The organism is Pseudomonas neuropathica (assembly GCF_015461835.1).
In the GTDB taxonomy this organism is placed as follows: domain Bacteria; phylum Pseudomonadota; class Gammaproteobacteria; order Pseudomonadales; family Pseudomonadaceae; genus Aquipseudomonas; species Aquipseudomonas neuropathica.
Window position 1 is genome coordinate 1 of the sequence record NZ_JACOPX010000002.1, and the last position, 24,359, is coordinate 24,359.

At 59.6% G+C, this 24,359-nt stretch carries 22 protein-coding genes and 1 pseudogene; 6 read left to right on the forward strand and 17 right to left on the reverse strand.

Features of this window, described 5'->3' with window-relative positions:
• A pseudogene (locus H8F23_RS29430) lies at positions 1-106 on the forward strand (IS110 family transposase); the annotation flags it as partial.
• A 1,057-nt stretch (positions 107-1,163) separates the two neighbouring features.
• On the opposite strand, the gene H8F23_RS02075 reads toward H8F23_RS29430, so the two are convergent.
• Together H8F23_RS02075 and H8F23_RS02080 are read right to left on the reverse strand one after the other, a co-directional pair.
• Positions 1,164-4,232, reverse strand: coding sequence for an efflux RND transporter permease subunit (locus tag H8F23_RS02075; RefSeq protein WP_194933256.1), 3,069 nt, complete (start codon positions 4,230-4,232; stop codon positions 1,164-1,166).
• A gap of 6 nt (positions 4,233-4,238) precedes the next feature.
• Complete coding sequence (locus H8F23_RS02080) at positions 4,239-5,339, reverse strand: efflux RND transporter periplasmic adaptor subunit (protein ID WP_194933257.1); 1,101 nt, start codon at positions 5,337-5,339, stop codon at positions 4,239-4,241.
• Positions 5,340-5,433: 94 nt separating this feature from the next.
• On the opposite strand from H8F23_RS02080, the gene H8F23_RS02085 reads away from it, so the two are divergent.
• Positions 5,434-6,069 carry a TetR/AcrR family transcriptional regulator gene (locus H8F23_RS02085; protein WP_194933258.1) on the forward strand — a complete coding sequence of 212 codons (636 nt, stop codon included), beginning with the start codon at positions 5,434-5,436 and terminating at the stop codon, positions 6,067-6,069.
• Positions 6,070-6,174: 105 nt separating this feature from the next.
• Here H8F23_RS02085 and H8F23_RS02090 read toward each other — a convergent pair whose 3' ends face one another.
• Positions 6,175-6,957, reverse strand: a complete 783-nt coding sequence (locus H8F23_RS02090; RefSeq protein ID WP_228759079.1) for a class I SAM-dependent methyltransferase — start codon at positions 6,955-6,957, stop codon at positions 6,175-6,177.
• 92 nt (positions 6,958-7,049) lie between these two features.
• On the opposite strand from H8F23_RS02090, the gene H8F23_RS02095 reads away from it, so the two are divergent.
• Positions 7,050-7,670, forward strand: a complete 621-nt coding sequence (locus H8F23_RS02095; protein WP_007908883.1) for a hypothetical protein — start codon at positions 7,050-7,052, stop codon at positions 7,668-7,670.
• A 3-nt stretch (positions 7,671-7,673) separates the two neighbouring features.
• Here H8F23_RS02095 and H8F23_RS02100 read toward each other — a convergent pair whose 3' ends face one another.
• From H8F23_RS02100 to ppc, 7 genes are all read right to left on the reverse strand, one after another.
• A complete protein-coding gene (locus tag H8F23_RS02100; RefSeq protein ID WP_194933259.1) occupies positions 7,674-8,366 on the reverse strand; it encodes an extensin-like domain-containing protein in 693 nt (230 codons plus the stop codon).
• A gap of 2 nt (positions 8,367-8,368) precedes the next feature.
• Positions 8,369-9,190, reverse strand: a complete 822-nt coding sequence (locus H8F23_RS02105) for an isocitrate lyase/PEP mutase family protein (RefSeq protein WP_194933260.1) — start codon at positions 9,188-9,190, stop codon at positions 8,369-8,371.
• Positions 9,191-9,222: 32 nt separating this feature from the next.
• A complete protein-coding gene (locus tag H8F23_RS02110) occupies positions 9,223-10,083 on the reverse strand; it encodes a DUF72 domain-containing protein (RefSeq protein ID WP_194933261.1) in 861 nt (286 codons plus the stop codon).
• Positions 10,083-10,394, reverse strand: coding sequence for a hypothetical protein (locus H8F23_RS02115; protein WP_093436677.1), 312 nt, complete (start codon positions 10,392-10,394; stop codon positions 10,083-10,085). Before H8F23_RS02115 ends, H8F23_RS02110 begins: the two co-directional genes overlap by 1 nt.
• Positions 10,395-10,650: 256 nt before the next feature.
• Entirely contained in the window at positions 10,651-11,325 is a 675-nt protein-coding gene (tsaB, locus tag H8F23_RS02120; RefSeq protein ID WP_194933262.1) for a tRNA (adenosine(37)-N6)-threonylcarbamoyltransferase complex dimerization subunit type 1 TsaB, read from the reverse strand.
• Between the two features lie 93 nt (positions 11,326-11,418).
• On the reverse strand, positions 11,419-12,066 hold the full coding sequence (adk, locus tag H8F23_RS02125) for an adenylate kinase (protein WP_093436683.1): 648 nt from the start codon (positions 12,064-12,066) through the stop codon (positions 11,419-11,421).
• A 299-nt stretch (positions 12,067-12,365) separates the two neighbouring features.
• On the reverse strand, positions 12,366-14,996 hold the full coding sequence (gene ppc / locus H8F23_RS02130) for a phosphoenolpyruvate carboxylase (RefSeq protein WP_194933263.1): 2,631 nt from the start codon (positions 14,994-14,996) through the stop codon (positions 12,366-12,368).
• Positions 14,997-15,209: 213 nt separating this feature from the next.
• On the opposite strand from ppc, the gene H8F23_RS02135 reads away from it, so the two are divergent.
• The 3 genes from H8F23_RS02135 to H8F23_RS02145 all read left to right on the forward strand — a co-directional run bounded on the left by H8F23_RS02135 (position 15,210) and on the right by H8F23_RS02145 (position 17,179).
• A complete protein-coding gene (locus H8F23_RS02135) occupies positions 15,210-15,554 on the forward strand; it encodes a pilin assembly protein (RefSeq protein WP_093436693.1) in 345 nt (114 codons plus the stop codon).
• 376 nt (positions 15,555-15,930) lie between these two features.
• Complete coding sequence (locus tag H8F23_RS02140; protein ID WP_093436697.1) at positions 15,931-16,335, forward strand: DUF4398 domain-containing protein; 405 nt, start codon at positions 15,931-15,933, stop codon at positions 16,333-16,335.
• A gap of 55 nt (positions 16,336-16,390) precedes the next feature.
• Entirely contained in the window at positions 16,391-17,179 is a 789-nt protein-coding gene (locus H8F23_RS02145) for an OmpA family protein (protein WP_007908901.1), read from the forward strand.
• 235 nt (positions 17,180-17,414) lie between these two features.
• Here the strand turns inward: H8F23_RS02145 and H8F23_RS02150 are convergent, their stop codons facing one another.
• The 7 genes from H8F23_RS02150 to prfB all read right to left on the reverse strand — a co-directional run bounded on the left by H8F23_RS02150 (position 17,415) and on the right by prfB (position 24,345).
• Complete coding sequence (locus H8F23_RS02150; protein ID WP_194933264.1) at positions 17,415-17,744, reverse strand: hypothetical protein; 330 nt, start codon at positions 17,742-17,744, stop codon at positions 17,415-17,417.
• The gene (locus tag H8F23_RS02155; RefSeq protein ID WP_194933265.1) at positions 17,741-18,646 is read right to left on the reverse strand and encodes an alpha/beta hydrolase; all 906 of its coding nucleotides are present in this window, start codon (positions 18,644-18,646) and stop codon (positions 17,741-17,743) included. Before H8F23_RS02155 ends, H8F23_RS02150 begins: the two co-directional genes overlap by 4 nt.
• A 152-nt stretch (positions 18,647-18,798) precedes the next feature.
• The gene (locus tag H8F23_RS02160; RefSeq protein ID WP_175559644.1) at positions 18,799-20,049 is read right to left on the reverse strand and encodes a flavohemoglobin expression-modulating QEGLA motif protein; all 1,251 of its coding nucleotides are present in this window, start codon (positions 20,047-20,049) and stop codon (positions 18,799-18,801) included.
• Between the two features lie 60 nt (positions 20,050-20,109).
• The gene (locus H8F23_RS02165; RefSeq protein ID WP_095050373.1) at positions 20,110-20,664 is read right to left on the reverse strand and encodes a hypothetical protein; all 555 of its coding nucleotides are present in this window, start codon (positions 20,662-20,664) and stop codon (positions 20,110-20,112) included.
• 151 nt (positions 20,665-20,815) lie between these two features.
• Positions 20,816-21,529 (reverse strand): TetR/AcrR family transcriptional regulator, encoded by a 714-nt coding sequence (locus tag H8F23_RS02170; RefSeq protein WP_034154855.1) that lies wholly within the window; start codon positions 21,527-21,529, stop codon positions 20,816-20,818.
• A 104-nt stretch (positions 21,530-21,633) separates the two neighbouring features.
• On the reverse strand, positions 21,634-23,136 hold the full coding sequence (lysS, locus tag H8F23_RS02175) for a lysine--tRNA ligase (protein WP_194933266.1): 1,503 nt from the start codon (positions 23,134-23,136) through the stop codon (positions 21,634-21,636).
• 113 nt (positions 23,137-23,249) lie between these two features.
• A protein-coding gene (gene prfB, locus H8F23_RS02180) for a peptide chain release factor 2 (RefSeq protein WP_102900567.1) occupies positions 23,250-24,345 on the reverse strand; the annotation gives its coding sequence in 2 pieces (ribosomal slippage) (positions 23,250-24,272 and positions 24,274-24,345; 1,095 coding nt in all).
• Between the last annotated feature and the right edge of the window lie 14 nt (positions 24,346-24,359).

Below are 24,359 nucleotides of genomic sequence, written 5' to 3' on the forward strand. Positions count from 1 at the left end.
CGCCGTCATGCGCAAATACCTGACCGGCCTGTGGGCCTGCATGCAAGCCGGAGAAGATTTCGACACGGCCAAGCTTTTTAGCGCAAAAGACCTCGCAAAAGCTTGACCGTGAACAGAGTATCTACAGTTTGATTGCGTACATTTGCAAAAATCTGGTCGGCTGTCAGGCCGCCTTCGCGAGCAGGCTTGCTCCTACAGTTGGAGTGCGTACATTTGCAAAAATCTGGTCGGCTGTCAGGCCGCCTTCGCGAGCAGGCTTGCTCCTACAGTTGGAGTGCTTACATTTGCAAAAAACAGGTGGGCTGTCAGGCCGCCTTCGCGAGCAGGCTTGCTCCTACAGTTGGATTGCGTACATCTGCAAAAACAGGTGGGCTGTCAGGCCGCCTTCGCGAGCAAGCTCACTCCTACAGTTGGAGTGCGTACATCTGCAACAAACAGGTCGGCTATCAGGCCGCCTTCGCGAGCAGGCTCACTCCTACAGTTGGAGTGCGTACATTTGCAAAAACCTGGTTGGCTGTCAGGCCGCCTTCGCGAGCAGGCTCACTCCCACAGTTGAATTGAGTACACCTGCAGAAAACAGGTCGGCTGTCAGGCCGCCTTCGCGAGCAGGCTCACTCCTACAGTTGGATTGAGTACACCTGCAGAAAACAGGTCGGCTATCAGGCCGCCATCGCGAGCAGGCTCGCTCCTACAGTTGGATTGCGTACATCTGCAAAAAACTGGGTCGGCTGTCAGGCCGCCTTCGCGAGCAGGCTCGCTCCCACAAAAAAGCGAGAGCAGATCGCCTCTGCTCCTAACCACTCAACAGGATGAGCGTTAGCTCGGCTGCAGCTTTTGATCTTAAGGCCCGTCGGCAGGCTGAGTGGAGGGATTGATCCGGGGGTGGGAGCGCAGCGACCGTTCGACGAAGTCGAACACATCGAGAGGAGGTGCAGCGAAGCAAACCGTAGGCGATGCGCCCGGATCGATCCCGGAGCGAAGGAACCCCGAGCCCCAGCGAGCGGGCCGAACGTCAGGGCAAAGACCTTTGGTTCCTTTGGGGCGTTTGCCAAAGGGACTCGCTGTAAGAGCGAAACCGCCAGCAGCGACACCCGCAGAAACGGATATACACCCAAAACCCCAAGAACATGGTCGGCCCAAAGGCCGCCACGTCACAAGAAGAATCAAGCGTCCTTACGCACCCGGAACCAAGCCGCATACAACGCCGGCAAAAACAACAGCGTCAACGCAGTCGCAACAATCAACCCACCCATGATCGCCACCGCCATCGGCCCAAAAAACACACTACGTGACAACGGAATCATCGCCAGCACCGCCGCCAAAGCCGTCAACACAATCGGCCTGAAGCGTCGAACCGTAGCCTCGATAATCGCCTGCCAAGGCTTAAGCCCCGAAGCAATGTCCTGCTCGATCTGATCCACCAGAATCACCGAATTGCGCATGATCATCCCGGACAGCGCAATCGTCCCCAACATCGCTACAAACCCGAACGGCTGCCGAAACACCATCAAGAACAACGTCACCCCGATCAACCCCAACGGCGCCGTCAAAAACACCATCGCCGTGCGCGAAAAACTGCGCAACTGCACCATCAGCAACGTTAGCACCACGACAATAAACATCGGCACCCCGGCATTCACCGACTTCTGCCCACGCTCGGAATCCTCCACCGTGCCGCCGACATCCAACAGATATCCATCTGGCAATTCAGCACGAATCGAATCCAGCGTCGGCATGATCTGCTTCACCAGCGTCGCCGGCTGCTCCTTGCCATAAATATCCGCCCGCACGGTCACGTTCGGCAGGCGATTACGGTGCCAGATAATCCCCTCCTCGAAGCCGTATTCCAGCGTGGCGATCTGCGACAACGCCACACTGCGGCCGTTATCCGTCGGCACCGCCAGACTCGGCAACAAGGACAATTCAGTGCGTTCATGCACCGTGCCGCGCAGCAGAATCTCGATCAATTCGTTGTCTTCGCGATACTGACTGACACTCGACCCGGTCAACGAACTCTGCAGGAATTTCGCCAGATTGGCCGTGCTCACACCCAACGCCCGCGCGCGATCCTGATCGATGTTCAGGTACACGACCTTGCTCGGTTCTTCCCAATCCAGATGCACATTGACCACATGCGGATTCTCGCGAACCTTGGCCGCGACCTTGCGCGCCAGCGCCCGGACTTCTTCGATGTGTTCGCCGGTGACGCGGAACTGCACCGGATAGCCAACCGGCGGACCGTTCTCCAGACGCGTAACCCGCGAACGCAGCGCCGGGAATTGCTCGTTGAGGGTTTCAATCAACCAACGGCGCAGCGCTTCACGCTCCTCAATGGTTTTCGCCAACACCACAAACTGCGCGAAGCTCGCCGCCGGCAACTGCTGATCAAGCGGCAGATAAAAACGCGGTGATCCAGTGCCGACATACGCCACATAGTTATCAATGCCAGCGTGATCCTTGAGCATCGCCTCCAGACGTTTCACCTCACCGGTGGTATTGGCCAGCGACGCGCCTTCCGCCAGCTTCAGATCGACCATCAACTCCAGTCGATTGGAAGCCGGGAAAAACTGCTGCGGGACGAAACGGAACAACATCACCGAAGCGATGAACAGCCCCACCGTCAGCACGATCACGGTCTTACGGTGCGCCACGCACCACTCCACCAAGCGCCGAACGCGCTGATAAAACGGCGTGCCGTACGGATCAGCCTGACCATCGGCGGTACCATGTTTGGCCGCATGAATTTTCGCCAGATCCGGCAGGAGTTTTTCCCCCAGATACGGCACGAACATCACCGCCGCCACCCAGGACGCGAGCAAGGCGATGGTCACCACCTGGAAGATCGAACGGGTGTATTCGCCAGTGCCGGATTGCGCCGTGGCAATCGGCAGAAACCCGGCGGCGGTGATCAACGTACCGGTGAGCATCGGGAACGCGGTACTGGTCCAGGCGTAGCTCGCTGCGCGGATGCGATCAAAGCCCTGCTCCATTTTGATCGCCATCATTTCCACGGCGATGATCGCGTCATCCACCAGCAAGCCCAACGCCAACACCAACGCGCCAAGGGAGATTTTGTGCAGGCCGATGCCGAGGTAATACATGCAGGCGAAGGTCATCGCCAGCACCAGCGGAATGGTCAACGCCACGACCATGCCGGTGCGCACGCCGAGGGAGAAGAAGCTCACCAGCAAGACAATCGCCAGCGCCTCGACCAGCACCTGGACGAACTCGCCGACTCCGGTTTTCACCGCCGCCGGCTGATCGGAAACCTTGCGCAGTTGCATGCCGGCCGGAAGGTTTTTCTGGATGCGCGAGAACTCGCCTTCCAGCGCCTTGCCGAGCACCAGAATGTCGCCGCCATCCTTCATCGCCACCGCGAGACCAATCGCGTCTTCGCCCATGAACCGCATGCGCGGCGCCGGTGGATCGTTGAACCCGCGACGCACATCGGCGACATCGGAGATGCGGAACGTGCGATCACCGACGCGGATCGGGAAGTTCTTTATCTCCTCGACCGTCTGAAAATTCCCCGAGACTCGTAGCTGCAAGCGCTCGCTACCGGTTTCGAAGAACCCGGCGGTCGAGACCGCGTTCTGCTCTTGCAGCGCCTGTTGCACTGCCGCCAGCGGCAAGCCGAGGGTCGCCAGTTTGACGTTGGACAGTTCGACCCAGATTTTCTCGTCCTGCAAACCGAGCAAGTCGACCTTGCCGACATCCTTGACCCGTTGCAGCTGGATCTGGATGCGGTCGGCGTAATCCTTGAGCACCGCGTAATCGAAACCGTCCCCGGTCAGCGCATAGATATTGCCGAACGTGGTGCCGAATTCATCGTTGAAAAACGGCCCCTGAATATCCGGCGGCAAGGTCTGGCGAATATCACTGACCTTCTTGCGCACCTGATACCAGAGATCGGGGATTTGCTTGGAATGCATCGAGTCGCGGGCAATGAAGGTGACCTGCGATTCGCCGGGGCGCGAGAACGACACGATGCGTTCGTACTCACCGGTTTCCATCAGTTTCTTTTCAATACGCTCGGTGACCTGCCGCGAGACTTCCTGCGCGGTCGCCCCCGGCCAGCGGGTCTGAATTACCATGGCCTTGAACGTGAACGGCGGGTCTTCACTCTGGCCGAGTTTGGTGTAGGACAACGCACCGACGATGGCCAGCAAAAGCATCAGGAACAGTACGATCTGGCGATTACGCAGCGCCCATTCGGAAAGGTTGAAGCGCATCGGGGCTTACTCCTTGTTCGCCAGATTGACCACGCGATTGGAGCGATCCACCGGACGCACCTGCTGCCCTTCGAGCAACACATGCACGCCGGCGGCCACCACCCAGTCACTGGCGTTCAAGCCTTCGAGTACCGGCACGGTTTTCTCGCCGAACGGGCCGACGCGCACCGGGGTTTTCTTCAAAGTGTTGTTGGCGCTGACGACCCAGACGTAGGTCGCGCCGTTTTCGGCGGTGAGTGCCGAGAGCGGCACCGAGAGGGAAACGCTGTCGGCCGATTGCACGAACACCCGGGCGCTCTGGCCCAGTTCAGCCGCAACTTTGCCGCTGGTAAAGGAGATGCGCGCAGCGAAAGTGCGCGAGCGTGGATCGGCGGCGGGCGACAGTTCGCGGATCTGCCCGGCAAAGCGCTGGTTCTGTTGCGTCCACAGTTCGACGGTCACAGGCTGACCGACCTTGAAGCGCCCGAAGCTCTGCTCCGGCAGGCTGATCAGCACTTCACGCTCGCCATCAGTGGCAAGAGTGAAAACAGTCTGTCCGGCGGCAACCACTTGGCCGACTTCCACCGAGCGTTTAGCCACCACGCCATCCTGCGGCGCACGCAGCACCGCGTAACTGGCCTGATTGGTCGACACGTTGAATTCAGCTTTGATTTGTTTAAGGCGGGCTTCACCGGAGCGGTAAAGGTTTTCGGCATTGTCGTAGGCCGAGCGGCTGACCATCTGCCGATCCATCAGGGTCTTGTAGCGATCACGTTCGGCGCGGACCAGATTGAGATTGGCTTCGGCGGCAGCCACCTGGGCGCGGGTGGCTTCCAGTTGCAGGCGCACGTCCTGCGGATCGAGTTCGGCGAGCGGCTGATCAGCCTTCACCCGCTGACCTTCATCGACCAGTCGTCGGCTGACTTTGCCGCCAATACGGAATGCCAGATCGGGTTCGTAGCGGGCGCGCACCTCGCCCGGATAACTTTCCATCGCCTGTGCCGAAGGCTCTGGCTGCACCACCATGGCCGGTCGCACGGTGACTTGCGTCGCCTCTTCCTGACCGCATGCTGACAAAAGGAACGCCAGACTCACTGGCAACGCGAGGGACAACGCATGGCGGAACATGGTGACGGACCTTTCGCTAATGGTGCTTGGAATAATTATACTGGCGGGTATGTTATTAATAGCAAACTCACCAGTCCAGTATTAAAAGCGAAGAATGTCGAACAATCTTTCAGCTCCAAACGGCCCGGGCCGCCCCAAGGATCTGGCCAAGCGCCAGGCGATCCTCGACGCGGCGAAAATTCTGTTTCTGAGTCACGGCTACGCCAACACCAGCATGGACGCGGTCGCCAGCGAGGCCGGCGTGTCGAAGTTGACGGTCTACAGCCATTTCAACGACAAGGAGACGCTGTTCTCCGCCGCCGTGGTGGCCAAATGCGAGGAGCAATTACCGCCGCTGTTCTTCGAATTGCCCGAAGGCATCGCCGTCGAAAATGTGTTGCTGAACATTGCGCGAGGCTTTCATCACCTGATCAACAGCGATGAATCGGTGAATCTGCACCGTTTGATCATGGCGCTGGGGGTGCAGGATCCGAAGCTGTCGCTGATTTTCTTCGAGGCCGGCCCGCAGCGCATGGTGCAGGGCATGGAACGGCTGTTGACGCGCATCCACGAGACCGGCGCGCTGAGCATTGATCTGCCGCGCAATGCGGCCGAGCATTTCTTTTGCCTGATCAAAGGTGCGGGGAATTTTCGGCTGTTGTATGGGTGTGGCGAGCCGTTGAGCGAAGAGGCAGCGGAAAGCCATATCCTGGAGGTGGTGGGGCTGTTTATGCGTGCTTACAAGCCCTGACGTTTTAGGTGTCTGAGCGGACGCTTTCGCGAGCAAGCTCGCTCCCACATTTGAAATGCATTCCAATGTGGGAGCGAGCTTGCTCGCGAATGGGGGCAACTCGGTTTAAGGCTTGAGCGCTTTCTTCGGATAAATGTCATAGCGGCTCGATTTGCCATCCAGCGCATGACTCGGCTTCGGCCCCGCAATGCACGGCGCCTTGCGCGGTCGCTTGACCACCACCCGGTGCGTGGCCAGCGCCAACGCGGCTTCGAGCAACGCCGGTGCATCCGGATCATCGCCCACCAGCGGCCGGAACAGACGCATCTCCTTTTTCACCAGCGCGGTCTTCTCGCGGTGCGGAAACATCGGGTCGAGGTAGATCACCTGCGGCGCCTCACCCTCCCAGTTCTGCATGACCTCGATGGAGTTGCCCTTGAGCAATTTCATCCGCGCCACAATCGGCGCCACGTCGAAATCTTCCGCCGCGCGCGCCAGACCATCCTCCAGCAAGGCGCCGATCAGCGGCTGGCGTTCGATCAGGCTCATTTCGCAACCGAGGCTCGCCAGCACAAACGCATCCTTGCCCAACCCCGCCGTGGCATCCAGCACTCGCGGGCGCACACCCTGAGCGATGCCGACAGCCTTGGCGATCATCTGCCCACTGCCGCCGCCGTATAAACGCCGATGTGCCGCGCCGCCCTCAACGAAGTCGACCCGCACCGGCCCCGGTGCATCCGGGCCGAGCTGCTGCAGTTGCAAACCCTGCTCGCCAACCTGCAAGGCAAACTCGCCGTCCGCCACTTCACGCGGCAGTCCCAGGCGTTCAGCCCACTGCTCGGCTTGCGCTTCAAACGTCGCGCCGAGGGCTTCGACATGGATGCGGCAGGCCGCAGGTTGCTCGATCATGGAAAACACGCTCAAAAATTCAAGGATCGGCAAAAACCGCCGATAATTCATTCAACGCGCATTTTGCCAGAGCTGAGCGTCAACCGAAAAAAATGTCAGGCATTCTTCCCACATCGATTGGCTACATCTCGCCCCATGGCGACTTTAGCCGTCACAACACTCAAGCACTGAGCGGCGTCAGTCACCTGTGGCAGGATTTCTTTGCCCAAGCGATGGCCGAACAGACGAGTGAAGTGGTGCCTGCCTGCGGTACATTTCCGCCGGTTGACCTGAGCAGCCCGGAAGAACCGACCATCGGCAGCGAGTTGCACGCGCACATCGTCAGCCAGCGCGAATGCGATGTGGTGGAAACCGAAGTGCGTCCGCCTGAGCCGCTGTTCCTGCCGATCGCCGAATTCGAAATGGACTTGCTGGACAAACCATTCCCGCCGTTCCCGCCGGAAGAACTGAAAGCTCAGCAAGAGCAACAGGATTTCGACAGCAGTTGGGTGCGCCCGGTGGTGATCAACAATGGTCAGCCCGTTCCAGAGCCTGGCCCGGCGCCGCAGAAGAAGCCGCTGTACCTGCCGATTGCCGAGTTCGACCTGGATCTGCTGCAAAAGCCTTACCCGCCGTTCCCGCCGGAAGAAATCGTCGAGCAACAGAAGGCACTGGACTTCGATAACGGCTGGGCCCGCCCGATCGTTCTGCAGAACCTGCGCCTCGCCGCCTAAACCTCAGCGACACACGCTCCAGCGCCCGACATCGACATGAAAATGATTGCGGTGGGCGGCGTTGTAATCCGGGCCCAAGACCACACTGAACGCCTCGCAGGCGCCATCGCGCACCTGACGCAGAAACTGTGCGTCCTGATTCTGCTTCGGCCAATCCTTGAGCACACTGATGCTACGGCCGTCCGCCAGGCGAAACCCGGCAATGTCCAGCGCATCGGCACTGGCATGACGGCTGAGCGCTCCGCTTTCGCGATTGTAGATATTGCGACAGGCGAAGCTGCCGAGGTGATCAAGGCGTGCGACTTTCTGACCGTAAACCGACTGTGCGGCGGGTTGCAGCGAATGGTGCTCGAACATCGCGTAGGCCACCGCCAGCGGACAACTGGCGAGGAAACTGCTGCTCAGCGCCACCTCACCGCCCTGTACGCGCAAGGCATCGATCAGCGGGCACTTGGCGTCCGGGCTGTCGGCTTGTCGCGTGACGCGAAGATCAGAGCTGTTCAACGCCTGGGCACAGAGTTCGGGGTCACTGCGCAAACGCATCAGCTTATAGCCGGTCAGCCAGTTGGGCGCGGCTTTTACGTCCAGCGGCGCCCATGGATTCCATGACGGCGGCACGTCCAGCCAACCGCGCCACACACTGATCAACGCGCCGCCAGTGATCAGCAACACCGTTAGCGCGATCCACCGCCCCATGCTCAGCCTTTGAAGAATTGATTGGCTTTGGCGTACGGCATCGACTGCGAGGTAAACCCGAAAGTGCCGGATTGCTGGATTTCTTCAGCGGCACGGAAGAATTCGCCGAACGCCGCCAACGCCAGTGCCGAACCGGTACTGATGCGCCGCACGCCCATTTCTTGCAGCTCCTGCACGGTCAGTTTCAAACCGCCGGACATCAGCACATTGACCGGTTTCGGCGCCACCGCGCGTACCACCGCCAGTACTTCTTCGGCGTTGCGCAAACCTGGCGCGTACAACACATCGGCGCCCGCTTCGGCGAAGGCCTGCAAGCGGCGAATGGTGTCGTTGAGATCGGGATTACCGTGCAGGTAGTTTTCCGCCCGCGCGGTGAGGATGAAGGGAAAGGGTAGCGTGCGCACCGCAGCGACAGCGGCCTCGATGCGCGCCACAGCGTGTTCGAAGCAATAGATTGGCGCATCCGCGCGGCCCGTGGCGTCTTCAATCGAACCACCAACAGCGCCGGCCTCGGCAGCACGCAGCAGACTCTTGGCGCATTCAACCGGGTCATCGGCGAAACCGTTTTCCAGATCCACCGCTACCGGCAAATCGGTGGCGGCGACAATCGCGCGGACATTGGCCAAGGTCTCATCAAGGCTCAACGCGCCATCGGCCTTGCCTTGGGAAAACGCATAACCGGCACTGGTGGTCGCCAAGGCCTGATAGCCGAGACTGGCGAGCATTTTTGCCGACCCCGCATCCCACGGATTAGGAATGACGAAAATCCCCGATTGTTCATGCAGGGCTTTGAAGGCGTGGGCTTTACGGGCTTGAGCATCCATCGGCAGGCTCCTGGGCTGGAAAAAAATCCGCCTCAAAGCAGGCCAAGTTGCTCCGCAGCGGGTTCTCTGTATAGCGCAGGCAGCGCTGGCAGGCCAGGCAAACGTTGCATCAGTTGTGCGTGAAAACGTTGCGCCAGTTTCGCCGCCAGCAGGTTATCGGCGGTGTGCAGGAAGATGTACGGCGTGCGGCCCTCTTCGATCCACTCGGCGATTTTCGCCACCCACGGCAGCAGGAACGGGTCGTTGGCCTCGAGCTCAGGATGACCAATGAAGCGCACCTGCGGGAACTGGGTGAACGCCGCCGGGCGCGTTGGCACGCGTGGCTTTTTCGATTGCGCGTGGATTACCGAAGATTCAGTCGACAGGCAACTGAACAGCGCACGCGGGTCGAGGCAGATGCGCTCAACGCCACGATCCAGCAGCAGGCGATTGAGCAGACGTTCGCTCTCGCCCTTGGCGAAGAACTGTTCATGGCGCACTTCCACCGCCAACGGGCAATCCAGCGCATCAATGAACGCCGCCAGTTCCGGCAGCCGGTGCGGCGTAAAGCTTTTCGACAGTTGCAGCCACAGCGGCGAGACGCGTTCACCGAGCGGCTTGAGTAATTGCAGGAAGGTTTCGGCGGCGGTCAGTTGCTCGCGCAAGTCACCGCTATGGCTGATGTCGCCGGGGAATTTGGCGGTGAAGCGGAAGTGCTCGGGCATGACCTCGGCCCATCGCTGCACCGTGGCGGGCGACGGGCTGGCGTAGAAGGTCGTGTTGCCTTCAACGGCGTTGAACACTTGTGAATACAGCCTGAGGAAATCGGAGGTTTTGGCGTCTACCGGGTACAGATAATCGCGCCAGGCGTTTTCGCTCCAGGACGGACAACCGAGGTAGTAAGGCAGATCCATCAGATATACAGATCGAGGCCCAGCACGTCTGCATCCCAATCGACAAAACCGGCGGTGCTCAGGTAGCTGGCGAGGGCCATCGCTACGCTTTTGCTCATGGCGCGGTGGTAAATCATGTCTTGTTGGCGGGCGGGCAGATTGCTCAGGCGTTGCGCGGCGGCTTTGGCGGCAGCACGGGCAGCCAGTTGCTCTTCAGTCGGAAATTCCAGCTCACCGTCGATGTCATCGACGGACTCATCCACGGTCACATGGCCTTTGCGAGGCTTGCGCTTGATGGGGTAGGACTGAGAGGAGAGGCCGTCTATACGCATAAATTCATGCTCGGTATCGATGATGGCAATTTAGCGGCACTTGACCGACTTAGCAAACTGCCGAGTGATAACTAGAACACATAAAGCGCAAAAGGTTTAAAGCGAGGGGTTAGAAACTGACGATTGGCGGATTCGGAGAGAACACGGTTCCCTGTGGGAGCGAGCTTGCTCGCGAAGAATTCAGCACATTCAACATTGATATTGGCTGACCCGACGCCTTCGCGAGCAAGCTCGCGCCCACAGGATTCGTGGCGAGTTAGCGGGCTTTCGGGGTGGCGACTTTGTCGCGCAGGTAAACCGGTTGAGCGTCATCCGCCGGAATCGACTCGCCGCGTTCCCAGGCAAAACGCGCCAGGGTCAACAGGTCTTCGGCATGGGGCAACATGCCTGCATCCGAGCCGCTCAGCTCGACCGCGATACGCTCGGCATAACCCCAACCGGTGCCAGCACCGAACCACTCGCCACTGGCATCAGCCGGCAGCGCCGCGACTTCCGGTGGCAACACCGCTTCGGCACCCACGAGGCGCATCTCCCCCGCCGTCTCGCGGTAGCAGCCCCAATACACTTCATCCATCCGCGCATCGATGGCCGCCGCGACCTGGCTCACACCGTGCTCACGCAACGCCCGCTGCGCCAGCACTGCGAGGTTGGACACCGGCAACACCGGACGATCCAGCGCAAATGCCAAACCCTGCACCACACCAATGGCAATCCGCACCCCGGTAAATGCACCCGGCCCGCGACCGAAAGCAATCGCATCGACCGCTTGCAGCGTGGTGCCGGCGTCGGCCAGCAGTTGCTGGATCATCGGCAGCAGTTTCTGCGCGTGCAGGCGCGGGATCACCTCGTAATGGCTCGTGACCTTGCCGTCATGCAGCAAGGCAACGGAGCAAGCTTCAGTCGCGGTGTCCAGGGCCAGCAAGGTGCTCATCGATGTTTCCAAAACAGGTGTGGGAAAAAGGGCGTCAGTATAAACAACTACGGCCCGCAAGCGGGCCGTGGATGATGCAGCCGATCAGACTTTTCAGCTCAGCGCTGCCAGCACCTTGGTGGTGATTGCATCAACCGAACCAACGCCTTCGATGTGGCTGTACTTTGGCTTGCCGTTGGCAGCCGACAGCTTCTGGTAGAAATCCACCAGCGGCTTGGTCTGCGAATGGTAGACCGACAGGCGATGACGCACGGTTTCTTCGGTGTCGTCCTTGCGCTGTACCAGCTCTTCGCCGGTGATGTCGTCTTTGCCCGCGATTTTCGGCGGGTTGTAGACGATGTGGTAAACGCGGCCGCTGGCTTCGTGAACACGACGGCCGGCGATGCGTTGAACGATTTCTTCGTCTTCAACAGCGATTTCAACCACTGCATCCAGCTCGACGCCGGCAGAAACCAGAGCTTCAGCCTGCGGAATGGTGCGCGGGAAGCCGTCGAACAGGAAACCGTTGGCGCAATCTGGCTGAGCGATGCGGTCCTGAACCAGTGCGATGATCAGGTCATCCGACACCAGGCCGCCGGCATCCATGATGCTCTTGGCTTGAACGCCCAGTGGAGTACCGGCCTTGACCGCTGCACGCAGCATGTCGCCGGTGGAAATTTGTGGAATGCCGAATTTTTCGGTGATGAACTTAGCCTGAGTACCTTTACCGGCCCCGGGAGCTCCCAGCAGAATGACGCGCATTAGATGTGCTCCTCAATTTTTTTATAAAAAGCTTTTACAAAACAAAGGATTCGCCTCTTGGGACGAATCCTGAAAATACGGGTCGTGGCCGCATAAACGGCCAAAGGCTGATCAAGATACACAGCAGGCTGCGCCCACACAAGACGCCAAAAGTCGGAGAAACCGACGCCCCCCGCGACCTTGCGACGCGGTAACCCAAGTCGCAACCCCATCATTAACTGTCGCCTGGCGGCACTTTCGTCGGTCAGGCGACGCGACAGCCAAGTCTTCGTCCGGCTACCGCGCCCCCGACAAAAACCTTAGCCGGTATTTCGCAAACCAGCGGCAATCCCCGCCACAGACACCAGCAACGCCTGTTCCACCGGGCTGCCCTGCTCGACATCCTGCTGCCGCGAACGGGCCAGCAGTTCGGCCTGCAATAGATGCAGCGGGTCGAGGTAGGTGTTGCGCAGACGGATGAATTCAAGGGTGTCAGGGCTATGTGCCAGCAGCTGCGACTGGCCAGTCAGGCCGAGCACCACCGCGCACGCCTGCGACAATAGGTCGCGTAACTGCGCGCCCAACGGCAGCAGATCCGGCTCGACCAGACGCTGATCGTAGGACAGCGCAATATCCGCATCAGCCTTGGCCAGCACCATTTCCAGCATGTCGATACGCGTACGGAAGAACGGCCATTGTTCGCGCATCTGCCCGAGCAACTCGCCCTCACCGCGCTCCAGCGCCTTGCTCAACGCCGACTCCCACCCCAGCCAAGCGGGCAGCATCAGCCGCGTTTGCGTCCAGCCGAAGATCCACGGAATCGCCCGCAAACTCTCGATGCCGCCGGCACGGCGTTTCGCCGGACGACTGCCGAGCGGCAAACGGCCCAACTCCTGCTCTGGCGTGGACTGACGGAAGTACTCGACGAATTGCGGATTTTCCCGCACGACCTGGCGATAAGCGCTGACACCGTCCGCCGCCAATTCATCCATCAGATGGCGCCATTCCGGTGTCGGTGGTGGTGGCGGCAGCAATGTCGCTTCAAGCACCGCCGCCAGATACAGATTGAGGTTTTGCTCGGCGATGTCCGGTAGGCCGAATTTGAATCGAATCATTTCCCCCTGCTCGGTGGTGCGGAATCGCCCCGCCACCGAGCCCGGCGGTTGCGACAGAATCGCCGCATGCGCCGGGCCACCGCCACGGCCCACGGTGCCGCCGCGACCGTGAAACAGCAGCAGTTCGACTTGCTGCTCACGGCAGATCTCCACCAAACGTTCCTGCGCGCGATATTGCGCCCAGGCCGCTGCCGTGGTGCCGGCGTCCTTGGCCGAATCGGAATAACCGATCATCACTTCCTGCGGGCCTTGCAGCCGTGCACGGTACCCCGGCAGCAGCAACAGCCGCTCCATCACCGGCCCGGCGTTATCGAGGTCGGCGAGGGTTTCGAACAACGGCACCACGCGCATCGGCCGCAGCACGCCAGACTCTTTGAGCAGAAGTTGCACAGCGAGCACATCGGAAGCGGCGCCGGCCATGGAGATCACGTAGGAACCGAGCGAGGCGCCCGGTGCCGCAGCGATTTCCTTGCAGGTGTTGAGCACTTCGGCGGTGTCGGCCGACGGCTTGAAATGCGCCGGCAGCAGTGGCCGACGATTGCTCAGCTCACGGGTCAGGAAGCTGATGCGCTGCTCTTCGTCCCAATCTTCGTAGCGACCGAGGCCGAGGTAATCGGTGATTTCCGTCATTGCCGAGCTGTGTCGCGAGGAATCCTGCCGCACATCCAGGCGCACAAGGAACAGGCCAAAGGTCACCGCACGACGCAAGCAATCGAGCAACGGGCCGTCAGCAATCACGCCCATGCCGCATTCGTGCAGCGAGTTGAAACACAATTCCAGCGGATCGAGCAGATCGCGATTGTTGTGCAACACATCGGCCGGCGCCGGGGTTGGTGCAGTCAGCGCGGCGTGTGCCCAATTGCGCGTGGCGCGCAGACGTTCGCGCAGTTGCTTGAGCACCGCACGATACGGTTCGGCGCTGTCGCCGGCCTTGGCTTTGAGGGCGTCGCTGGCCTGTTGCATCGACAGTTCAGCCGCGAGGTGATCGACATCACGCAGGTACAAATCGGCGGCCATCCAGCGCGCCAACAGCAACACTTCGCGAGTCACCGCAGCGGTAACGTTGGGATTGCCATCACGGTCGCCGCCCATCCATGACGCGAAGCGAATCGGCGCCGCTTCCAGTGGCAGACGCAGGCCGGTCGCTTCATACAAAGCCTTGTCGGCCTTGCGCATATGGTTGGGAATCGCCTGCCACAGTGAGTGTTCGATGACCGCGAAACCCCATTTGGCTTCATCGACTGGCGTCGGGCGCGTGCGGCGGATTTCTTCGGTGTGCCAGGCTTCTGCAATCAGCCGCTGCAGGGTGTTTTGAATCTGTTCGCGTTCGGCTGTGGTCAGGTCGCGATGGTCCTGCGCGGCGAGTTGCCCGGCGATCGCGTCGTACTTCTGGATGAGCGTGCGCCGTGCCACTTCGGTCGGATGCGCAGTAAGCACCAGCTCGATTTCCAGCCGCGCCAGTTGCCGCGCCAGTGATTCGGCGCTGTGGCCTTCATTGCGCAAACGCGCGAGCAATTCCGGCAGCACGCGGGATTCGAACGGCGCCGGCTGCGACTCCTCGCGACGATGAATCAACTGATACTGCTCGGCGATGTTCGCCAGGTTGAGAAACTGGTTAAACGCGCGCGCCACGGGGAGCAATTCGTCTTCGCTCAATTGATTGAGGCTGGCGCTCAGTTCGGCGTCCATAGAACCACGCCGATCGGCCTTGGCGCCCTTGCGGATCTGCTCGATCTTGTCGAGGAAAGCCTCGCCGTACTGATCTCGAATGGTATTGCCCAGCAGCTCTCCGAGCAGGTGAACGTCTTCGCGCAAGCGTGCATCAATATCGGTCATCAGCAATTCCCCAGCAGTAATCCGGACGGCTTAGAAACGAGTGCATGGCCTAGAGAGTGCCGCTCTACGACGCTTCTTACAAGCAGCCGACGAAGGGACGTTAAACCTTGTGGGCGAAAGCTAGTCTCAACAGTAAGCCGCACAACGGCTTGCCGCCGGCCCCGGCGGACACTCACCCAGACCTGCCATGAGCAGGTGCGAAATGAGGTCATCATGAAAATTCGTGAACTCGCCCAGCATTGGGAAGAAAACGCCAAAGGTCGCCTGACCGACACTGGCTACGCGATTCATCTGGACGTTGAAGCGGCTGCGCGTCTGGCAGCGATTACCGAGATGTACCCCAAACGTCATGTCGAAGAATTGCTTGGCGAACTGATCGGTGCGGCGCTTGAGGAGTTTGAAGCGAGCCTGCCGTATGTGAAGGGATCGACGGTGGTGGCGACCGATGAGGAAGGTGATCCGTTATACGAAGATGTCGGGCCTACGCCGCGTTTTCTGGCCCTTTCGCGCCGGCATTTGCATGACCTCTCGGCCGCAGCAGGCAAGCAAAAACACTGACCCAACCTAGATCAAACTGTAGGAGTGAGCCTGCTCGCGATAGCGGTTTTTCATTCAACATTTTTGTTGTCTGATACGACGCCATCGCGAGCAGGCTCACTCCTACAGGGATCGTCTTTCAAGCTGAAAATCGATGTGTTTTTGACGTCTTGAAACCCCACGCGTACCGCTCCATCCCGCCAAAGTTCCCGCTTTAGAGCCTTGTCCATTCGGTCAAAAAATATTTTGGCGATAGGCCATCTTTTCTGAACTTTTGAAAAACGCCTCCGGTCGGAACCTGTAACCACGCCTGGAACGAGCGTTTCAAAAACGCCATTCACACGACGCTTTCGGCTCCTCGACCAGGATGGATTCAGTTGTTTTCAGGAGATGCCTAATGGAGTTGAAGACCATGAAAAACCAAACCTCGTTTACCCACCTGCGCGGTCTGAAACTGGCGGCTCTGGCCATCGGCACCAGCTTCGTACTGGCCGGTTGCGCCGGTAACCCACCGACCGAGCAATACGCCGTGACCCAGTCGGCTGTGAACAGCGCCGTCAGCGCTGGCGGTACCGAGTTCGCTGCCGTTGAGATGAAGCAAGCGCAGGACAAACTGAAACAAGCCGAAATCGCCATGCACGACAAGAAGTATGACGAAGCTCGCATCCTGTCCGAGCAAGCCGAGTGGGACGCTCGCGTCGCCGAACGCAAGGCTCAGGCCGCCAAGGCTGAACAAGCCGTGAAGGATTCCCAGAAAGGTGTTCAGGAACTGCGTCAGGAAAGTCAGCGCACCGTGCAGTAAGCGCGCATCCCGACCGCAAAGCTGAATCTCTTACCGATAGAAAGGACGACAAATTATGCGTAAGCAACTGATGATCCCCGCTCTCCTCGCCGCAAGCGTCGCTCTGGCTGCCTGCTCCACCCCGCCTAATCCGAACCTGGAAAACGCGCGCACCAACTACGCCGGCCTGCAAGCCAACCCACAGGCGAGCAAAGTCGCGGCACTGGAAACCAAAGACGCCAGCGATTACCTGGACAAGGCCGACAAGGCCTACCTGGACAAGCAAGACGCTGCCAAGGTTGACCAACTGGCCTACCTGACCAACCAGCGTGTGGAAGTGGCCAAGCAGACCATCGCCCTGCGCACCGCTGAAAACAATCTGAAGAACGCTGCCGCTCAACGTGCCCAGGCACGTCTGGATGCGCGTGATCAGCAGATCAAACAGCTGCAGGACAGCCTGAACGCCAAGCAGACCGATCGCGGTACGCTGGTGACTTTCGGTGACGTGCTGTTCGCCACCGACCGTGCCGACCTGAAATCCAGCGGTCTGGTCAACATCAACAAACTGGCGCAGTTCCTTCAGGAAAACCCGGATCGCAAAGTGATCGTCGAGGGTTACACCGACAGCACCGGGACCGCGAGCCACAACCAGTCGCTGTCCGAGCGTCGCGCCAACTCCGTGCGCACCGCACTGGTGAAAATGGGCGTTGATCCAGCGCGCATCGTCACCCAAGGCTACGGTAAGGAATACCCGGTTGCCGAGAACGGCAGCGCTTCCGGCCGTGCGATGAACCGTCGTGTGGAAGTGACCATTTCCAACGACAACCAGCCAGTGATGCCACGTTCGGCGGTCAGCTCGAACTAAGCGCCCTGCTGTAACCCAAAAGCCCCGCCTGAGTGATCAGGCGGGGCTTTTTTTGTGCGGGCTGAAATCGCAGCCCCTCACCCCAGCCCTCTCCCGAGGGAGAGGGAGCTGATTTGTGCTGCTTTCAGAATTTGTGTTCGACACAATGGATCAGGTCGGCGTATAGCGAAAGAACACCTCGGTCAGTCCCCTCTCCCTCTGGGAGAGGGTTAGGGTGAGGGCTGAACCTGCAGAATCACTCTTGCAGCTTCTGCGGGGTTTCTTCGCCCATGCAGCGCACGGCTTTTTTCTGTGCGTTGATCAGCACACCGGTCAGACCTTTCTGCTCGGTATCGAACAACACCAGCACCCCATCAATGCACTGCGCCACTTGCGGCGCCGGGTCCAGCGAGACCTTGTAGTCTTCACCCGGAACAGTCTTGAGCATGGTGAATTCGTTGAGCAGCAACGCATCCTCGGGTTTGGCAAAGTGCAGGTAGCCGTAGTACCACAGCGCCCCGACGGTGCCGAGGATGCTGCAGATACCGGTAATGATCAGCGGGATGGCGTTACGTTCTTCAGTCATTGCGGACTCTCATCTTCAGAATTCGGGGGTGTCGGATAATTGGGGATTTCGCCGAGGCGGCGCAGGCCGTTGAAATGCTCGGGATCGTCGAGGTAGCGCAGCATGACCTGACGCCAGACCGGGTCGCCGAAGGTCTGCACATGACCGCCACGGGTCAGTTGCAGCACGCGCGGTGGCGGCGCAGCTTGATACAACCGGATGCCGTTGGACAGCGGCACCAGTGGATCGTCGATGCTGTGGAAGATCAGTTTTGGCACGCCGTTGAGTTGCGGCATCGAGTTGATCGCGCTGTCGCTGTCCGGCACCAGCCACGACAACGGCACCTGGAATGGCCAGGTCAGCCACGAGGTGCTCAGCGCATACTGGCCGACGCTGCGATAACTGGCGGGCACACCGTCGAGCACAAAGGCCTTGAGCTGTTTTTGCCGCTCGGGATGCTGCACCAGCCAATGCACGGCCATCGAACCGCCGAGGCTTTGGCCGAGCAGAATCAGCGGCTTGCCTTTGACCTCGGGCGCCTTGTCCAGCCAGGCGAACGCGGCGTCGATGTCTTGATAGATCGCCGGCAGGCTCGATTTGCCCTCGGACAAGCCATAACCGCGATAGTCGACCAACAACACTTGATAGCCGTTTTTCGGCAGCCACCAGCTCCCGCCCAAATGCATAGGCAGATTGCCGCCGTTGCCGTGCAAATGCAGGACGGTACCTTTGACCTCGACGCCGGATTTGGCCGGCAGCCACCAGGCATTGAGCTTCAAGCCATCCGCCGTGACCAGGGTGACGGTGCGGTATTCGAGCTTGGCTTTTTCCGGGGTAAATATCTGGCCCGGCTCGGGGTAGAACAACAGCGAACTGCAACCGCCAAGGGTCAGGAGCATGCAGAAGATGCCGAGGATTCTCATCCGGTGAAACCTCGCAAAAATTCAGGTTGGAACACCATTAAAAACTGTAGGAGTGAGCCTGCTCGCGATAGCGGTGTGTCAGTCGCTATTTGTGTTGATTGACACACCGCTATCGCGAGCAGGCTCACTCCTACAGGGGTCTAGTGTGTGGGTTAGAGGATATTGGAGTAATCCGCTTCGATCCGGTCCAGGCTCAAGTGATTGAGAAAGTTGGAGAAGCACATCCACGCCGACAATGCATTCAAATCGCGGAACTGGTCAGGCAGATACTTCGGCGGCACCACCAATCCTTCATCCACCAGCTGGCGCAAGGTACGCATGTCTTCCAGCGTGGTCTTGCCGCAGAACAACAACGGAATCTGTTCAAGCTTACCCTTACGCACGGCCAACTGAATGTAGTTGTAAACCATGATAAAGCCCTTGAGGTAGGACAAGTCTTTGGTAAATGGCAGACCGGTCGGTGTCGATCCACGGAAAACCCGACTGGCATTGCCGTAACTTTCCGCCATCTCGAAGCCCTGCTCACGGAAGAATTCGAAAACCTGCAGGAAGTCCGCGCCCTCCTCGACCATATGAATGGCGCGGGTGCGGTTGGTCAGTTTGCGCAGGCGGCTCGGGTAGGAGGCGAAGGTGATGATTTCCATCAGGATCGCCAGGCCTTCCTGGGTCACCGTCGACGACGGTGGGCCTTTGGACAGGAAGGTGCAGATCGGCTGGTTCAAACCGTTGAGCGTGGTGCCCACGTGGACCAGGCCTTCGTGGACTTCCAGCGCGCGCACGTCGCGGTCGTTGAACATCGCGTCGGTGCGGATCTTGATGTAATCCGCACCGGCCGCCGCGTCAGCAACGATACCGTCGGACTCGAACACGCGGATGGTTTCTTCGGCCTCGCCGAACACCTTGTTCAAACGGGTCTGCAGCAAGTGCACAGCGTCTTTGGCGGTGAGGATTTTCGGTTCATCCTTCAAATCGCCACGGCCATCGATGTTATTCAGGTAGTCGGACATCATCAGGCCGAGGTCAGCCAGGGTCGGGTCACCGGCGTGGAACGCATCGGACGCAGCGCCATACAGTTCTTGCGATATCAGGCCAAAATCCTCGGTACCGCGCGCTTCGAGCATGCGCACCACCATGCGGTATTCCTTGCACATGCGCCGCATGATCTGCCCGACCGGGTTGAACTGACCGAGCTGGCGGGTGATGTCGCGCTCGATGTTCTGGAACTCCAGTTTGACCTTGCTCGAATCAAAACTCAGCGGCCGATTGAGGTAATAGTCGCGATCCACCGCCGGCATTTCCTTGCCTTTGGCCTTGAGGAACCCCTTGCGAATGTTCTCGTCCCACTTGACGGCGTCGAGCACACGGATCGGCGTCTGCGCCAGCACAATGCGATCGGACAACATGCGTATCGTCTGCTGGTAATCGTCCACCCGAAACTCCTGTAGAAAACCTGACGTAATGAATTATTGGGCGCGGGCCTGGCGCTGGTAGCGCACGGCTTCCACGAAGACATCGGAATTGGCCGGATCGTCGAGGTAAGCAAAGACCTTATCGAGGTTACTGTCGACCTGCACGCCGTCGCCATCGTCGGTCTGGAAGGCCTGACCGTCGAGGGCTTTTTGTTTGATCGCCTGGTTGATCTGCTCGAGATCGAGGTTGTAGACCACCAGTTCGTGTTTGTCGGTGAGTTCGAAGCCGGCGATGGTGAAGTGGCCACCGTACTGCGCCGGGACTTTCGCCGACAGATACCAGCGGTTGCCATGGCGCGACACAGTGAAGGGATAGGCTTCGCGTTCGCGGGGTTTGGCCTTGAAGTACGTGACAGCCTGATAGCGGTCGTTGCCCAGGCGCGTCAGCTCAAGGTTCATCGGCTCGCCCCAGGCGTTGGTGCTCGACCATTTGCCGAGCAGGCCCTTGGGCGCCGGGTCGCTGGCGGTCAGCGGCTCCTTGAAAGTCACCAGACAGCCACTGAGCAGCAGGAACGACAAGGCGATCAGCACGCCACGCCAGGCTTTCATTCAAAACTCCCTATGAATCTGAAACACCTTTCCCCTGTAGGAGCTGCCGAAGGCTGCGATCTTTTGATCTTGGTCTCTAAAAGCAAGATCAAAAGATCGCAGCCTTCGGCAGCTCCTACATTGGGATCGGCGTCAGGCGGCAACGATTGCGTTACACCGACGCAAGCACCAGGTGCATATAGCGCGTCAGAATGCCGAGCATGTCCTCTTCGGCCAAAGGCTCGGCGTCGTTGAGCAGGCCCTGATATTCCATCCGACCGATAATCGCCGTCAACACCTTGGCATCCTGTTGCGGTTCACGCGAGCCCAGCACCTGGAACAACTGGCAAGTGCCCTGCAACAGAATCTGCTGATGCGAACGCACCAGAATCGCCAGACGCGGGTTGAGCAGCGCTTCCTGACGGAACGCCTGTTCGGCCATCAAATGCTCACGACGGTTAACCAACTGACGATGCACGTAGTCGGCCATCAACCGTGCAATGTCATCAGCCAGTTGCGAGCGCGACTCGGGGCTGCCGTCGCCACTGACGACCATTTCGCGCAGCAGACCTTCATTGTTGACCCACAGCTTGGCCATGTACGCCGCGCTGCGTTCAACGTATTGAGCGAAGGTATCGGTGAGCAGGTCGTCGATATCCTTGAAGTAATAGGTGGTCGCCGACAGCGGCACTCCGGCCTCGGCCGCCACCGCGCGGTGGCGCACGGCACGCACGCCGTCACGCACGACAATGCGCATCGCGGCGTCGAGAATGTCCTGGCGACGCTGCTCACTGCCCTGTCGGCTGGCCTTGCGACCCTGGTACTGAACGCTTTCAGCGACCGCAGTGGCGATACCCGCTGCACCTTCTTGAGCTATTGCACCCATCACGACAGAACTTCCTCTGCAATTCAAAAGTAACCAATTGATACATTTGTACCAGACAGGCAATAAAAAGCCGCCTGTTTTAGGCGGCTTTTTAACTGAAACGTTTACGCTTGCGGTCGCATGTGCGGGAACAGGATCACATCGCGGATCGACGGCGAGTTGGTCAGCAACATCACCAGACGGTCGATGCCGATGCCTTCACCGGCCGTTGGCGGCATGCCGTACTCCAGCGCACGCACGAAGTCGGCGTCGTAGTGCATGGCTTCATCGTCGCCGGCGTCCTTGTCGGCCACCTGCGCCATGAAGCGCTCGGCCTGGTCTTCCGCGTCGTTCAACTCGGAGTAGGCGTTGGCGATTTCACGGCCACCGATGAACAGCTCGAAGCGGTCGGTGACGTTCGGGTTGTCGTCGTTGCGACGGGCCAGCGGCGACACTTCAAACGGGTACTGAGTGATGAAGTGCGGCTGTTCCAGCTTGTGCTCGACCAGTTCTTCGAAAATCATCACCTGCAGTTTGCCCAGACCTTCGAAGCCCAGCACCTTGGCGCCGGCCTTCTTGGCGATGGCGCGGGCCTTGTCGATGTCGTTCAGATCATCGGCAGTCAGCTCAGGGTTGTACTTGAGGATCGAGTCGAACACCGACAGACGTACAAACGGCTCGCCGAAGTGGAACACCTTGTCGCCGTACGGCACGTCGGTGCTGCCCAGAACCAGTTGCGCCAGTTCACGGAACAGTTCTTCGGTCAGGTCCATGTTGTCTTCGTAGTCGGCGTACGCCTGGTAGAACTCCAACATGGTGAATTCAGGGTTGTGACGAGTCGAAACGCCTTCGTTGCGGAAGTTGCGGTTGATCTCGAAAACCTTTTCAAAACCACCAACCACCAGACGCTTCAGATACAGCTCTGGCGCGATACGCAGGAACATTTCCATGTCCAGCGCGTTGTGGTGGGTTTCGAACGGCTTGGCCGCAGCGCCGCCCGGAATGGTCTGCAGCATCGGCGTTTCGACTTCGAGGAAGTCGCGCTTCATCAGGAAGCTGCGGATGTGCGCGATCACTTGCGAACGCACGCGGAAGGTCTGGCGCACGTCTTCGTTGACGATCAGGTCAACGTAGCGCTGACGGTAGCGCTGTTCGGTGTCGGTCAGGCCGTGGTGCTTGTCCGGCAGCGGACGCAGCGACTTGGTCAGCAGACGCACGCTGGTCATTTCAACGTACAGGTCGCCCTTGCCGGAACGCGCGAGGGTGCCTTCGGCGGCGATGATGTCGCCCATGTCCCAGGTTTTCACCGCAGCCAGGGTGTCTTCCGACAGAGTTTTACGGTTGACGTAGACCTGGATGCGACCGGTCATGTCCTGGATCACCATGAACGAGCCACGGTTGAGCATGATGCGACCGGCAACCTTGACCGGGATTGCAGCCTCTGCCAGCTCTTCCTTGGTCTTGTCCGCGTACTGTTTCTGCAGAGCATCGCAGTAGTTGTCGCGGCGGAAGTCGTTCGGGAAGGCGTTGCCCTTGGCGCGCTCGGCAGCCAGCTTTTCCTTGCGCAGGGCGATCAGGGAGTTTTCTTCCTGTTGCAGGGCTTGCGGGTCGAGTTGTTGGTCGCTCATGTCTTTAGATATTCCATCAGGTTCGTTGCCCCCGGGCCTTGCGGCCCGGGGATCGCCAGCAGGCTGGCTCCTACAGGGATCGGGTTGAATCAGCCGATCCTGTAATGCGTCTTTTACAGCCCGGATTTCAGGCTGGCATACAGGTATTCGTCGATATCGCCGTCGAGTACCTTGTCGCAGTCGCTGCGTTCGATGTTGGTGCGCAGATCCTTGATCCGCGACGCATCGAGCACGTACGAGCGAATCTGGTGACCCCAGCCGATGTCCGACTTGGTGTCTTCCAGCGCTTGCGACGCGGCGTTGCGTTTCTGCATTTCCTGCTCGTACAACTTGGCCCGCAGCATTTTCATGGCGGTGTCCTTGTTGGCGTGCTGGGAACGTTCGTTCTGGCAGCTGACCACGGTGTTGGTCGGTACGTGAGTGATACGTACGGCCGAGTCGGTGGTGTTTACGTGCTGACCACCGGCACCGGAGGAACGATAGGTGTCGATCCGCAAGTCTGCCGGGTTGATTTCGATTTCCACCTTGTCATCGATCTCTGGCGAGACGAAAACCGCGGAGAACGAGGTGTGGCGACGGTTGCCGGAGTCGAACGGGCTCTTGCGCACCAGACGGTGTACGCCGATTTCGGTACGCAGCCAGCCAAAGGCGTATTCGCCCTTGATGTGCACGGTCGCACCTTTGATACCGGCGACTTCACCGGCCGACAGTTCCATGATGGTCGCGTCGAACCCGCGTTTGTCCGCCCAGCGCAGGTACATGCGCAGCAGGATGTTGGCCCAGTCCTGGGCTTCGGTGCCGCCGGAACCGGCCTGGATGTCCAGGTAGGCGTTGTTCGGGTCCATTTCATGGCTGAACATGCGGCGGAATTCCAGCTTGGCCAGATTTTCCTCGAGACGGGCCAGCTCGGCGACGACATCGCCCACTGCGCCTTCGTCGTTTTCTTCGACGGCCATGTCCAGCAGGTCGCGGCAATCGGCCAGACCGCCGTTCAGTTCGTCGAGGGTATCGACGATCTGCGCCAGCGCGGCGCGCTCGCGGCCCAGTTCCTGGGCGTATTCAGGTTTGTTCCAGACGCTCGGATCTTCAAGCTCGCGATTGACTTCGGTCAGACGCTCATGCTTTTGATCGTAGTCAAAGATACCCCCGAATAGTTTCGGAGCGCTCGGACAGGTCCTTGATGGTGTTCAGGATCGGGTTGATTTCCATGACGGGCAGCACTC